Below are 14132 nucleotides of genomic sequence, written 5' to 3' on the forward strand. Positions count from 1 at the left end.
TCTAAATCTTTAGGCGGAGACAAAGGAGTTCCTTTTCTTTATCCGATAGAAACTGCCTCTTCCGAGCTTATGAACAAACTTACCGCTGCCTTAAGCCTGATGGCCCTACTCTCGTTCGCTCCGGACGCAGAGGCAGCCAAAGGGCCTGAGTTAACTTATAGCGTCAACCTGAACGACCGCGCCGACGACCGCTTAAAAGTGGCCCTGGAAGTGAAAGGCCTTTCCCCTGAAAACAACATTTTCCAGTTTGCGGCTACTGCCCCCGGCACCTACCAGACAATGGACATTGGCCGCTTTGTAGAGAACTTCAAAGCTTTCGATAAAAAGGGGCGGGAAATTGCGGTAAAGCAAATCAGCGTGAACCAGTTTGAGTTGAGCGACCCGAAAAAAGTACGCCGTATTACCTACCATATTGCGGAAACCTGGGATACTCCTGTAGAAGATAAAAAGGTATACGGCATGTGCGGCACCTCTCTCGAGCAGGATCATGCGCTTATTAACGGGCAGGGTATTTTTGGCTATCTGAAAGGGCTACAGGCTGCCCCGATGCGTATCAGGCTGGAGCACCCGCAGGAGTGGCTGACAGGAACAGCCCTTAAAATGGATAAGAAAGGCTACTACACCGCCGACAGCTATGATCACGTAGTAGACTCCCCTTTCCTTTTAGGCAGACTTACCAAGGCCGAGACCAAATTTAAAGACACCACTATCGACATTTATACTTATTCCAAAACAGATAAGATAAAGTCGCAGGACCTGCTGCAGCACATGACCGCCATGCTGGATGCAGCCAATAAGTTTGTGGTTGATTTCCCGGTGGATCGTTATACGTTTCTGTACCATTTCGAAGACCAGGACTGGGGTGCCTGGGAGCATTCTTACAGTTCAGAATATGTACTGAAGGAGCAGGACCTGACACCTGCACATGCACAGCAGGTGACAGACATTGCCTCACATGAGTTCTTCCACATCATTACGCCGCTGAACATCCACAGCGAAATTATTGAGCAGTTTAACTTTGTGCAGCCAACACCATCACAGCACCTGTGGCTCTACGAAGGCACTACCGAGTGGGCCTCCGACATGATGCAGCTGCGCGGCGGCATGCTGGATTTAAATGCTTACCTCAACGACATCAGCAATAAGCTGCAGGTAAACGATATGCTGGGTAACAACTACAGCCTGCAGGAACTCAGCTTAACTTCTTATACGCCCGAAGGCAACAGGCGGTACGGCAATATCTACAACAGAGGCGCAGTTACAGCAGCCCTGCTGGACATCAGACTGCTCGAACTCTCAGGTGGCAAGCGTGGTTTGCGCGAAGTTATTAATGAACTATCCAAGGAATACGGACCGAAGAAAGCATTCCCGGAGAACGAATTCTTTGATGTTTTCACAGCCAAAACTTACCCGGAAATTGCAGACTTCTTTAACAGTTATGTGAAGCAGGCAGAGCCACTGCCAGTGGCAGAGTATTATGCGAAATTGGGTATAGAATACATTCCGCAGAGAGGTACAGGAGAAAAAACGGCTGCATTAGGCTACACAATTGCCGCACCAGATGGTAAGCTGCGCATTGTAGAAGTAGAGGAGTCTATGCAGCAGACAGGCCTGCTTAAGAGCGATGAAATGATCGGCCTGAATGGCGAAACCGTGACACTTCAAAATGCGAATCAAGCCTTTGTTAAGTTAGCACAACTTAAGCCCGGAGATGCCTATTCTCTAACCGTCCTGCGCGATGGCCAAGAAATTAAGGTTGCCTGCACCATGCAGGAAAAAGAGAAGATAGAGCATCACCAGTTCGAGGTGAACAGGCAGGCCACGCCGGAGCAGGTAGCGCTCCGCAACAGCTGGCTGCGTAATATGTAAAATTTTAAGTTTAGTATTTGATTGTTTGTTTATATCCTACTGAGGACCCTGCGCCACAAACGCGGGGTTTTCTTTTTGATTTCCTGCTGCCTTATGCCGAATTCTTAATATTCTATCAACAATTGGATCTGCATGGATTCATTCATTTGTTTGAACCCACTCCTACCCCTCCGAGGAGGGGATTAACTGCAATAGTGAAAAAGCTCGCTTCCGGAGGTTTACAGATGAACTCTAATTACTGACCTGTAGCTCTGCTTGCTGGTGAAAACACACAGCAAGGGCGGCGGCTTATTTTTGTAAGCCTGTTCATAGAGATAAGATAGAAGCAATAGTATCATAAAAAGCGCAACCTAAATTCATTAGCACGAAGTGAAGCTGTTTCTAGTCTTTGGGTTGAGCGCCTTTGGAGATTTTTGGTGCCGCTCGCGCGGCAGCGCTTCAGCGCAAAAAACTCCCAGCGCGATGCCCAAAGACGAGGCCACTCGGCCTTGAGAGCTCAGAGAGAAACAATGAAACTCTTGGTGTGCTGGCCATGGATCAACCTAACTACGATAGCCTAGAAAGAAATACACACTAGCAGTTGCTATGGAAATAAACAACGCAATAAGGTAAAACAAAACGAGCTGCCGGAATCACCGGCAGCTCGTTTTCAAATCATCAACTTAATGAAGCTTTAATTCTTCATAGAAGTAGGTCTAGTAGGTGCAGCTTTTTGCTGTTCCTTATACTTGTTATCAAACTTCTCATACAAATACTTCTGCTTGTTGTTCAGGTCAACTTGGCGACCCTGTATGTACGCGTGCGTAACGTTGCTGGTGCGCATGTCCAGCAGGTCGCCGGCAGACACCACAATGGTGGCATCCTTGCCTACTTCCACAGAACCCACCTGCTTGTCTACACCCAGAATTTTGGCAGCGTTCAATGTAACCGAAGCCAGTGCCTGCTCTTTATCCAGACCATAGGCAGCGGCAGTACCGGCAATGTAAGGCAGGTTACGGATACCATGTATACTGGCGTTGTAATCCAGCGCGAACGGAATGCCTGCTTTGTGCAACAGGTAAGGCGTTTTGTAAGGCATGTCCACATCTTCCTCGGCACGTGATGGCAGCGCATGTACACCCGAGTAGATGACAGAAATATTATTGGCCTTCAGGAAGTCAGCTACGGCTATTGCATCACCGGCGCCAACAATAACAATTTCCTTCACGCCGTGCTGCTTTGCAAAGTTCACAGACTCAATGATCTCTTTGCCGTAGTCTGCATGGATGTACAGCTTCTTGGAACCATCAAATAAGCCAGTCATAGAAGCTAACTTGAGGTTCTCTGTATCGTGTTTACCAGCTTTGTATACCGCCGCATCACGCATCAGTTTCCGCAGTTCCGTCAGGGTCTCTTCCCGGCTCTCCGCCATACGCTTCAGCCTCGCCTCATCGGTGCTGTTACCCGTCTGGATAATCATGTTTGGCCAGTTCAGGTGAATACCCTCATCGGCTTTCACCACGGCATCTTCCCAGTTCCAGGCATCTAACTGCACAATGCTGGAAGAACCGGAGATGGTGCCACCCACTGGAGTTAGTTGCGTCATCAACACACCGTTCGTGCGTATCGTCGGGATAATGTCTGAGTCTGTGTTGTAAGCAATAATGGAACGTACGTTCGGGTTAAAGTCGCCTACTTCCCGCCAGTCTATGGTAGCACGCACGCTCTCCACTTCGTTCAGGCCCAGCGTAGAGTTTGGGTGAATCAGGCCCGGGTAAATATGCTGCCCGGTCACGTCCACTACCTCATGGCTGCCCACGTTCGCTCCGTTCTGCGGTCCTGCATATGTAATCTTGCCGTTGTCGAAAGCGACCGCAGCATTTTCTATTACCTGCCCGTTACCTACGTGCAAAGTGGCGCCTTTCAGCAATACTGGCTTGCTCTGCTTAGGTGCTGGCGCTGGCACCTGTGCCAGCACTGGTACACTTAATAGCGCCGTTAGTGCTGCGGTTATATATGTGTTCTTAAATTTCATGATGTCAATTTTTGAATATTGTTGATTGATGATTGCTGATTGTTGTTGATGCCCCTAAGCAAACAATTAGCAATAAACAATTAATGCGCAAGATAGGCTTCCTCCTCGCTCATCTCTACATCTTCGCAGTGCAACACACGTGCTTTTTTGGTTACAGGAGCCTGTGTTTTAGCACCACCTGATTTATCATTCAGCATTTTCTGCACCAGGCGCATGCGCTCTTTCTCCAATTCCACACGCATCTGCTCATCGCGCTCCAGGTCGTAGTAAGCGATTCCGTCCACGAAGGTCTTCAGAGGTTTGGCATAGATAGAAAGCGGGTGGTCGTTCCAGAGCACCACGTCAGCATCTTTGCCCTCTTTCAGGCTACCCATTCTATCATCGAGGTGCATCAGTTTGGCAGGGTTCAACGTCACCATTTTAAGCGCGTCTTCTTCGCTCACACCGGCATACTTCACGCTCTTGGCAGCTTCCTGGTTCAGGCGTCGTGCCATTTCTGCATCATCCGAGTTGATAGCTGTTAATACGCCTACGTTGTTCATGATACCGGCATTGTATGGAATCGCGTCTTTCACCTCCATTTTGTAAGCCCACCAGTCTGAGAAAGTACCGGCACCTGCACCGTGCTCCTGCATCTTATCAGCTACTTTATATCCTTCCAGGATGTGCGTGAAGGTGTTTACCTTGAAACCCATCTCCTCGGCCACTTTTATCATCATGTTAATTTCGGACTGCACATAAGAATGGCAGGTGATATGACGCTCGTTGTTCAGGATTTCTACCAGCGCATCCAACTCCAGGTCGCGGCGGGGAGCTGCTGTTTTCCCTTTCTCGCGCTTGCTTAGCTTGTTGTAGTTCTTCCAGGCCTGCTCGTATTCTTTGGCGCGTGTAAAGGCATCAACATACACCTGCTCCACGCCCATTCTGGACTGCGGGAAGCGGATGCTGTGCAGATTGCTGCGGTTAGAGTGCTTTACATTCTCACCCAGCGCAAACTTGATGAACTTGGCATCGGGTATCAGCATCTCTTCAGCACTTCTACCCCAGCGCAGCTTCACCACAGCCGACTGCCCACCAATTGGGTTGGCAGAACCGTGCAGCAACTGCGAAGTAGTTACACCACCCGCCAACTGGCGGTAGATGTTGATATCCTCCGGGTCTACCACATCAGCCATGCGAACTTCAGCAGTTACAGATTGCGTACCCTCGTTCACGCCGTCCAACGCAATATGAGAGTGCTCATCGATGATGCCTGGCGTAACGTGCTTGCCTGTTCCGTCGATGATGCGGGCGCCGGACTCGCTCAGGTTTTTGCCTACTTTGGCAATTTTACCATTCTTCAGCAGCACATCGGCATTTTCCAGTTTGCCTTCTTTTTCGTTTGTCCAGACAGTGGCGTTTTTAATTAGCACCGTTTCCTGCTTTGGCAGCTCAGCAGCTCCGAAAGCCTGGAAAGGGTAAATCATATTGCCCAGCTCAACTGGCTTTGCTACTTTAGTGCTGTCGCTTTTCGCTTTCTGGCTCATGGCCTCAGAGAAGGTAGCATTCCATTTCACAGTAGTGGCATCAGGCAACTGCCCTTCACCCTGCAGGTTCTTTTCGTTTAACCAGCCACTTAAACGGATGCTCTCGGTGCTCTTCTTGTCTTTGTTGAAAGAGAGGGTTACCAAATTATTGTTAAAAGAGATGCTGCCTTTCACTGTGTCCTGCGCCACTACTTTTAGCTCCGGCTTCTCCGGCGTTCCCGCTATCAGAAGCTTGCGCTCCGGCTGGTTTGCTATTTTCAGGGTATACACGCCGCGGTAATCAGAAGGCACTTCTGATACTTTGTACTGGTTGCCCTGCACCCAGTTCTCCAGAATCACATTCTCTTTGTCGAACAGGTCTGCGCTTGTAATGATGAAGTTGGCCAGGTAACCTTTGTTCAGGCTGCCCACTTTGTTATCTACCTGCAGCAGTTTGGCTGGCGTGGCTGTAAGGGCTTTGAGGGCCTCCTCTGCTGGCAGGCCATACTCTACCGCCTTACGAAGGTTAGGCAGAAAGTCTTTCTTGTCTTTCAGGTCGGAAGCTGTGAAGGCAATGGTTACACCGGCTTTTTGCAGCATCGCCGGATTAGCAGGCGCCATTTCCCAGTGCTTCATATCCTCCAGAGACACGCGGCGGGCATCAAACGGATCTTCCACATTATAGGCATTCGGGAAATTCAGAGACAGGATAATAGGAGCGTTTGTAGCCTTTACCTGCTTTAGCATCTGATACTCGTCGCCTGCTCCTTTTATGATATACTGCTTGCCGAACTCATCACCTACTTTGTCAGCACGCATCACGTTCAGCTTGTTATCTACTTCAAAAATCTGCGGATACCTATTTGCTGTCGTAAAAGCCTTAAGTGATAGGTTCTGCTCTTTCTCCGGGTTCTGTGTATTCCACTGCGCATCAAGGTATGTCTGGCGCAACAGGGCTACAGCCCCCATCAGCGAGTTAGGATAATCCTGCTTCGAAGAACCACGGTCAAATGACAATGTGCCGGCGGCTTTGTCTAACACTATCACTTCGTTTTCGCGCTCATCAGCCAGGGTTACCAAAGCGGCTGTACCACGGGCTATGCCATCGCGGTGCACCGCCAGCACAGTACTAAACCCGAGCTTACGCAGTTCTTCCGCCTCCTTTTTGTTTGCCTTAAATAGCTCCGCAGCATTTGTTTCCGGGCGAATGGCTTGGTTCCAGCTATAGGCACCTTGCTTGTCGGAGTCAGGCTGAGGCGGCGAGCCATAACCCACACGCTCGCTTTTTACCTCTGGCAGGCCGTAGCTGGTGAACATGTCCACGAGGCCAGGATAGATGTGTTTGCCTTTTGCATCTACCACCACAGCGCCTGCTGGCACCTTGATATTAGTTCCTACAGCCTCTACCTTGCCGTTGCGGATAACAAGGGTTGCATTAGGAATGGTGGTTTTGTAATCTGTGTGGATGGTAGCATTGGTAAACGCCACTAAACCGGAGCGTTCGTCATACACCCCGTTGCGCGGAAAAGTCTCCTGCGCCATTACACTGCCTGCTCCAAGTGCAAGACAGACTGCAATGGTTAAGATTTTCTTCATCAATTAGATAGTATAGTTTGTAAGGTAAGATTAGACAAACCAAATGTAATCAGGACGCACAATAGTTTCCACATTTAAATTTATTTTATCTCCTAAAGCTTCGCCTATAGTTTATGTCATGAGAAGCTATTATATTTCGTTGGATGAAAGCAATATGTTATATTACTTTCTGGTTAACAGCACCTAAAAAACTTTCCACATACCCTATTAGCAGTACTTTTATGAAAAGACATCTATCTCTCCTGCTGCTGATAAGCTGCTTTTTTATGGGCACTGCCACCACTACTGAAGCACAAATTGCTACTGACACTACTGTCACTATCAAAAAGGAAAGCGAAAGTGTGAAAGGGCTCATACCTATACCTGTCGTTTACTATACTCCTGACACCCGCCTTGGCCTAGGCGCTGCGGTAATAGGGTATCTCCGCCTTAAAAGCCACACGGACTCCAGCTATACCCGGCTATCAACCGCCAGGCTATTGGCGGACTATACCCTCAATAAGCAAATGGACCAGCAGTTGCTGTGGGAAGTTTTCACACGGGAAGAAAAGTACCTTTTGCGTGGTGAACTGCGCCACCGCAAGTATACTGACAGGTTTTATGGGATTGGCAACAACACTACATTAGAAGACGAAGGCAAGTATGCCTTCAACTTTGTGAGTGCCCGGTTAGGGGGATTAAAAAATATAGGTCATCGTGTGTTTGTAGGACTCGATTTCCTGCTGACAAATTACTACAACCTGAGTTACGACTCGCTGAGCGAGGGCCGCGAGAGCCTGCTGCAGGCGCAGGAGATACCAGGCTACAAAGGTGGCCTGAACAGCGGAGCAGGTTTGGTATTTCTGCTGGATACCCGCGATAACACTGCTTTTGCCAGCAGGGGGGTGCTCTTCGAAGCCTCTGTTTACAATTTCGGAAAAATGCTGGGCGGTGATTTTGATTACCGGAACGTGAACCTCAACTTCAGCAAGTACTTTGAAGTGCGGCCAGGGCGGGTGCTGGGCTTTAATACAGTGCTCAACCTGAACAACGGTGAAGTGCCAGTGATGCGCATGGCGACTGCCGGAGGAGACAGGATTCTGCGCGGTTATGCCCGCAACCGCTTCTTAGACGATAATTTTGCCGGCACCCAGGTAGAGTACCGCTTCCCGCTGTACCGCAGATTTGGCCTGACTACGTTCGCTGGCATAGGCGATGTATTCGATAAGCCTTCTGATGTAGAATTCTCCAACATAAAATATTCCATCGGTTCCGGACTCCGCTACGCCCTTAACAAAGAGCAGAAACTGAACATCCGCATTGATGTAGGCTATGGCCGTGAGGGTAGTAACTTATACATAGTTATTGGAGAGGCCTTTTAGCCTGCTGAAGAAGAGAAAATCTCTTTAACTAAATACTAAATCTATAGCTGCTTCTTGCCTGCAGTAGTTCCTATGCACATGCTAAGGCATTAGCAGACAGAGCCTTCACCTCCATATTATATTTTTTTACTTTAAAAAATAACTTTTCTAATCAGCTTTAGCATACCCAAAGACGGCTTTAACGTAAGTAAATCCAACAAATCATGTTTACACGTTTATGCACATGAAAAGCGTCCAGCCTGTCTTTCTCCTGCTTCTCTTCTTTCTGCTGTTTGTTACTGCGCAGCCCGCTGCCGCTCAGACCAAACCGCTCGCTATAGAGGAAGTTGACGAGAACCGTACGAAAAGAGGCCTCATACCTGCGCCGGTTGTATACTATACCCCAAACACTAAATTTGCTTTCGGGGCTAGTTTGGTGGGCTATCTGAAGCTAAGGAGCAAGATAGATACCTCTTCTACCAGACTCTCCATTGCCAGGTTGTTCACCGATTTCACGACGAACAGGCAGACGCACCAGTTCCTTTTCTGGAACATCTTTACCCGGGAAGAAAATTACCTGATGCGCGGCGAGATACGCCACCGCGTCTTCCGCGACCGCTTTTTCGGTATCGGAAACGCTACGCCCGACGAGGCGGAAGAGGTGTTCTGGTACAGCTACATAAGCGGCAGGTTTGCCCCGCTGAAGAACATTGGGAACCGCGTTTTCATCGGCCCCGATTTTCAGATCGCCAACTACTATGACACCGATCTAAACCCTGCCAACGGAGAAATGCAGAGCCAGTTGCTTCGGAACAAAATAGCTGGCTACGACGGGGGAATGAATTTAGGCTTAGGTGTGACAGTGGTAAATGACAACAGGAACAACATTGCCTTCCCGAGCAGCGGCTATTACCTGGAAGCATCAGCACACCGCTTCAGTGAATCTTTTGGCGGTGACTTCAACTACAACAACTATAACTTTATTGCCAGCAAATACTGGGGCCTGAAGCCTGACCATGTGTTGGCTGGTAATATAACCCTGAACCTGAACAGCGGTGAGGTTCCTGTACAGCGGTTAGCCACTGCCGGCGGCGAACAAATCCTGCGCAGCTACACCCGGAATCGCTTCCTGGCCGATAACTTCGCGGGCGTACAGGCAGAATACCGCTTCCCGCTTTTCTGGCGTCTGGGTATGGTGGCCTTTGCGGGAGCCGGCGAAGTATTCGATGATTTCTCCGACACAGATTTTTCCACTATCAAATATTCAGTGGGCACTGGTTTCCGATTAAGGTTGCTGCCGGAAGAGAAACTTCACTCCCGCCTGGACATAGGCCTGGGTAGGGAAGGAATAGCCATCAGCGTTGGCTTAGGTGAGGCGTTTTAGCTAAACAGGCAGAACAGATTCAATTATATACCTCACTCCTATGCATAAAAGCGAAGCTAAACTCGGCTCCACAAAATTTTGCATATAGCTTTTATACGATAAATATGCTCCAGGAGAAACAGGAGACACCTCATCATCTAATTCTATATCATTATAAATTTAATCAATTTGGTTGATAACCTGCACTCGGATAGCTTTGAACCATAAGACAAACACTTCAAAGCCATTTACCATGAGTGATAAAGAAAAAAGCCTCCGACTAACAACTGCTTCCGGCACACCCTACTACGAACACGAAGACAGCCAAACCGCTGGACCACGCGGCCCTATCCTGCTTCAGGACTACATCCTGCACGAAAAGTTGGCCCACTTCAACCGCGAGCGCATCCCGGAGCGCGTTGTACATGCCAAAGGCTCCGGTGCCTATGGTACCTTTACTGTTACCCACGACATCACAAAGTACACCCGCGCCAAAGTATTCAGCGAAATTGGGAAAGAAACCCGCGTATTCCTGCGCTTCTCTACAGTAGGCGGTGAAAAAGGCAGCGCCGACAGCGAGCGCGACCCACGTGGCTTTGCCCTTAAGTTCTATACAGAAGACGGCAACTGGGATTTGGTAGGCAATAACACGCCCGTATTCTTCATAAAAGACCCGAAGAAATTCCCTGATTTTATACATACCCAAAAGCGCGACCCGTACACCAACACCAAGAGTGCAACCATGATGTGGGATTTCTGGAGTCTGAACCCGGAGAGCCTGCACCAGGTACTGATTCTGATGAGCGACCGCGGCACGCCAATCTCTTACCGCCACATGCACGGTTTTGGTAGCCACACCTTCGCCTTTATTAATGCAGAAAATGAGCGCCACTACGTGAAGTTTCACTTCAAGACCCTGCAGGGCATCCAGAACTTCTCAGATGCAGAAGCAACGAGAATGAAAGGCATTGACCCGGACCAGGCACAGCGTGACCTGGTGGAGGCTATCGACAGAGGCGACTTCCCACGCTGGGCATTAAAAGTGCAAATAATGACAGAGGAGAAAGCTGCCAGTTATAAGTGGAATCCCTTTGATGTAACGAAAGTATGGTCTCAAAAAGACTTCCCGCTGATTGACGTAGGGGTACTGGAATTGAACGAGAACCCGGACAATTATTTTGCGCACGTAGAACAGGCAGCCTTTGCTCCTGCCCACATTGTAGACGGTATCTCCTTCTCACCAGACCGCATGTTGCAGGGCCGCATACTGAGTTACCCGGATGCGCAGCGTTACCGAATAGGTGCCAATTACGAGCAGATCCCGGTAAACAGGTGCCCGTTTGCGGTAAACAATTACCAGCGCGACGGAGCCATGCGCATAGACGGAAACGGCGGCAGCAAGCCAAACTACTTCCCAAACAGCTTCGACAACATTTACAATGATGAGGTTTACAGGCAGAAGGCGGAAAACCTGGGCCAGAATGTGGTGGCTGGCTGGTATGACCGCAACGGTGCAGGTGAAAACGACCACTACACACAGCCTGGCGACCTGTTCCGTTTGATGACTTTGGAGGAGAAGCAGAACACCATCAACAACATTATGGGTGCCATGAAAGGCATCACCGGCCCGAAGAAAGATGACATCATCAACCGCCAGCTGTGCCACTTCTTCCGTGCCGACATTGGTCTGGGAATGGGAATAGCACAAGGCCTGGGTGTTGACATTGTGCAGCATGCGAATGCGCTGCAGCCTAATTAAGGGATCAAGTGCAATTTACTCAAAAGCAGCACGGGTTATACCCGTGCTGCTTTGCTTTTTGATGCAATCTTTTTGAGCAAATGCAGGAAAAAAGGAACTTCAAATGCATTCTGGGTGTATAATTAGAAAATACATGAACACATGATCATATATTTTCCATACAATTTCCACAGATTCCACAGAGCATGGATAACTTGAAAGTGCGGTTAGACAAGAAAAGACTGGAAAGGGCTGCTAATGTACTTAAATGCGTAGCTCACCCGATGCGTATCAGCATCATTGATTTACTGGAGCAGCGCAAGCGGCTGACGGTAACCCAACTGCAGCAGGTCCTTGAGATAGAGCAGTCGCTTCTGTCGCACCATCTCATCAACATGCGCGACAAGGGGATTGTAAACACGCACCGGGAAGGCAAGAACATCTACTATTCGCTCACCGACACGTCGCTTACAGATATCATAGACATTATCAATAAAGGCAAAGCACTATAGCCTCCTTCACCTCGCTCCTACTGCCCTCCTGTTGTTGAAAATAAGAGGCTTCACCTGCAGTATAAAGCGCTGAATTTTATACATTTGAGTAACCAGAACCTGGAGTACTAAAAACGAATTTCTATGAGAGCCATCTTGCTTGCCATCCTCATCCTAACCACATTCAGTTGCGCCGCACCTCAGCAAAGCACTCCGGTAAAGGTTCAGAACCTGAGCACACAGGAGTTTAAAAGACAGCGCCTGGGTAACAAGACTATGGTAGTAGATGTGCGCACGCCGGAAGAATTTGCAGACGGTCATTTGACTGGCGCTATTAACTCAGATTACAGAGGCGGAGATTTTGCGGAGGAAATAAAGACCTGGAAGAAGAACAAAGTATATTACCTGTACTGCGCCTCCGGAAACCGAAGCGGCAAAGCCGCTGAGCTTATGAAGGCAGCTGGCTTCCAGCACATTTACAACATTGGCGGCTACCAGGCTTTAAGAGAAGCAGGCTTGCCTACCGAACAAGGTATGGATGAATAAAAGAACAGAAGCATGAAGGGCAGGAGTTTTAGATACTCCTGCCCTTCATGCTTTCAGACAGCTGTTACCTAACTGTCTCCTGCTGTTGTTCTTTCAAGCTTCCTTGCCCAAAGGCTTATTGAATTTGAATTCCCAATCACCGGAGCAAAGTTAAACTTCCTTCACGTAGGTTTATTTGAAAATGACAAAAGAAGGTATACTGTGCACATGCAAGGATTTCCTGTAACGACAATTGATAATAGAACTAAAATCATATGATAGTGCGTGTTTCCTGCCTATGTTAATAACCTGTTGATAAATGCTCTCCCGCTAACTTGTAATATGCCCACATCCTGCTGTATCTTAGAGCTGAACAGGAGATAAGAAAAGGGATATGCGCGTACTACACACTTCAGACTGGCACCTGGGCCAGCGCCTCGTTAACCTCGAACGGACAGAAGAACACCAGCATTTCCTGAACTGGTTGCTGCAAACAATTGAGGTTCAGCAGGTCGAGGCACTGATTATGGCGGGCGATGTTTTCGACAACGGTGCCCCCTCCAACACGGCTCTCAAGCTATACTACGACTTCCTGCGCAGGGTATGCGCCACCTGTTGCCGTCATATCATCATCACGGGCGGTAACCATGATTCGGTTTCTACTCTCAATGCTCCACGGGAGTTGCTGGAGTGCTTCAATATATACGTAATCGGTGGTGCCACACCTGATCCACTGGATGAACTGATTGAACTGCGAAACACACAGGGCGAACTGGAACTGGTGGTTTGCGCCGTTCCCTTCCTCCGCGACCGCGATATCAGGTTGTCTGTAGCAGGCGAGAGCTATGAAGAGCGTGAGAAACGCATTAAAGAAGGTATAGCCGCGCATTACGAGGCTTTTGTGCCGCATCTGCAAAAGTATAAGGAGCAAAAAATTCCAGTGGTGGCAACAGGGCATTTGTTTGCCGCCGGCAGCTCCGCCTCCGAAAGTGAAAAAGAAATACATGTGGGCAACCTCGGGCAGATTGGCGCAGACCAGTTCCCGAAGGAGTTTGACTATGTCGCACTCGGGCACCTGCACCGTCCGCAGCAGGTAAACAAGCGGCACCACATCCGTTACTCCGGCTCTCCCATTCCGTTTTCCTTCAGCGAGGTAACCGACAAAAAGGTAAACTACGTGCTCGAGTTCAGGGATGGGAAACTGGCTGACCTGCAGGAACTGGAAATCCCCTGTTGCCGCAAGTTGGTGCGCTTCAAAGGGCCTCTGGAGAAAGTGAAGCAGCAACTGGCAGTCTTCGATAACAGCGACTACACGCTGACTGCCTGGGCCGAGATACAGGTAGAACTGGACACGCTCCTCCCCGACCTGAACCAGCAGTTGGAGGAGGTACTGTCGCTGAAGACCGGTATACAACTGCTCATTCACCGGCCACCCCTTATCAAAGCCTCCAGCCAAACGCTGGAGCAGCAGGTACAGGAGGAAGTAGACCTGCATACTCTCCGTGAAAAGGACGTGTTCCTCAAGCGCTGTGAAAGCACCTACCCCGACAGCGATCATACAGAACTGCTTTCGACTTTCTCAGAGCTACTGGAGTTGATGGGACAGGTAGAAGAAAGTTAAAAGAAGTTAAAGAGTTAGAAAATTAAGAAGTTAGAGAATTAAATTTAAAGTGACCTCGCAGCGTGCGCAG

General features: G+C 49.0%; 9 protein-coding genes. 7 read left to right on the forward strand and 2 right to left on the reverse strand.

All coding sequences use genetic code 11. The annotated features are described in order from the left end of the window. Positions 1–69: 69 nt before the first annotated feature. Complete coding sequence (locus ACFS7Z_RS15035) at positions 70–1869, forward strand: M61 family metallopeptidase (protein WP_377486014.1); 1800 nt, start codon at positions 70–72, stop codon at positions 1867–1869. Between the two features lie 673 nt (positions 1870–2542). On the opposite strand, the gene ACFS7Z_RS15040 is transcribed toward ACFS7Z_RS15035, so the two are convergent. Continuing rightward, complete coding sequence (locus tag ACFS7Z_RS15040) at positions 2543–3883, reverse strand: amidohydrolase family protein (RefSeq protein WP_377486016.1); 1341 nt, start codon at positions 3881–3883, stop codon at positions 2543–2545. Positions 3884–3963: 80 nt separating this feature from the next. Next, positions 3964–6984: an amidohydrolase family protein gene (locus ACFS7Z_RS15045; protein WP_377486018.1), complete on the reverse strand. Its 3021-nt coding sequence runs from the start codon at positions 6982–6984 to the stop codon at positions 3964–3966. A 221-nt stretch (positions 6985–7205) separates the two neighbouring features. Here ACFS7Z_RS15045 and ACFS7Z_RS15050 point away from each other — a divergent pair, with 221 nt between their 5' ends. From ACFS7Z_RS15050 to ACFS7Z_RS15075, 6 genes are all read left to right on the forward strand, one after another. After that, positions 7206–8345, forward strand: coding sequence for a BamA/TamA family outer membrane protein (locus ACFS7Z_RS15050; RefSeq protein ID WP_377486020.1), 1140 nt, complete (start codon positions 7206–7208; stop codon positions 8343–8345). A 223-nt stretch (positions 8346–8568) separates the two neighbouring features. Next, positions 8569–9708 carry a BamA/TamA family outer membrane protein gene (locus tag ACFS7Z_RS15055; RefSeq protein WP_377486022.1) on the forward strand — a complete coding sequence of 380 codons (1140 nt, stop codon included), beginning with the start codon at positions 8569–8571 and terminating at the stop codon, positions 9706–9708. A gap of 232 nt (positions 9709–9940) precedes the next feature. Continuing rightward, on the forward strand, positions 9941–11446 hold the full coding sequence (locus ACFS7Z_RS15060) for a catalase (RefSeq protein WP_377486024.1): 1506 nt from the start codon (positions 9941–9943) through the stop codon (positions 11444–11446). 185 nt (positions 11447–11631) lie between these two features. Next, positions 11632–11937 carry an ArsR/SmtB family transcription factor gene (locus ACFS7Z_RS15065; protein WP_377486026.1) on the forward strand — a complete coding sequence of 102 codons (306 nt, stop codon included), beginning with the start codon at positions 11632–11634 and terminating at the stop codon, positions 11935–11937. A 123-nt stretch (positions 11938–12060) separates the two neighbouring features. Continuing rightward, on the forward strand, positions 12061–12462 hold the full coding sequence (locus ACFS7Z_RS15070) for a rhodanese-like domain-containing protein (protein ID WP_377486028.1): 402 nt from the start codon (positions 12061–12063) through the stop codon (positions 12460–12462). 373 nt (positions 12463–12835) lie between these two features. Next, positions 12836–14062 carry an exonuclease SbcCD subunit D C-terminal domain-containing protein gene (locus tag ACFS7Z_RS15075; protein ID WP_377486030.1) on the forward strand — a complete coding sequence of 409 codons (1227 nt, stop codon included), beginning with the start codon at positions 12836–12838 and terminating at the stop codon, positions 14060–14062. The last annotated feature ends 70 nt before the right edge of the window (positions 14063–14132 follow it).

Origin of the sequence: Pontibacter toksunensis, assembly GCF_042686245.1 — a bacterium.
GTDB lineage: Bacteria > Bacteroidota > Bacteroidia > Cytophagales > Hymenobacteraceae > Pontibacter > Pontibacter toksunensis.

Bases quoted from the DNA above. Each gene is read 5' to 3' on its own strand.
- ACFS7Z_RS15045 (WP_377486018.1), bottom strand. From the start codon at position 6,984: ATGAAGAAAATCTTAACCATTGCAGTCTGTCTTGCACTTGGAGCAGGC.
- ACFS7Z_RS15070 (WP_377486028.1), top strand. From the start codon at position 12,061: ATGAGAGCCATCTTGCTTGCCATCCTCATCCTAACCACATTCAGTTGC.
- ACFS7Z_RS15075 (WP_377486030.1), top strand. From the start codon at position 12,836: ATGCGCGTACTACACACTTCAGACTGGCACCTGGGCCAGCGCCTCGTT.
- ACFS7Z_RS15035 (WP_377486014.1), top strand. From the start codon at position 70: ATGAACAAACTTACCGCTGCCTTAAGCCTGATGGCCCTACTCTCGTTC.
- ACFS7Z_RS15050 (WP_377486020.1), top strand. From the start codon at position 7,206: ATGAAAAGACATCTATCTCTCCTGCTGCTGATAAGCTGCTTTTTTATG.
- ACFS7Z_RS15060 (WP_377486024.1), top strand. From the start codon at position 9,941: ATGAGTGATAAAGAAAAAAGCCTCCGACTAACAACTGCTTCCGGCACA.
- ACFS7Z_RS15055 (WP_377486022.1), top strand. From the start codon at position 8,569: ATGAAAAGCGTCCAGCCTGTCTTTCTCCTGCTTCTCTTCTTTCTGCTG.
- ACFS7Z_RS15040 (WP_377486016.1), bottom strand. From the start codon at position 3,883: ATGAAATTTAAGAACACATATATAACCGCAGCACTAACGGCGCTATTA.
- ACFS7Z_RS15065 (WP_377486026.1), top strand. From the start codon at position 11,632: ATGGATAACTTGAAAGTGCGGTTAGACAAGAAAAGACTGGAAAGGGCT.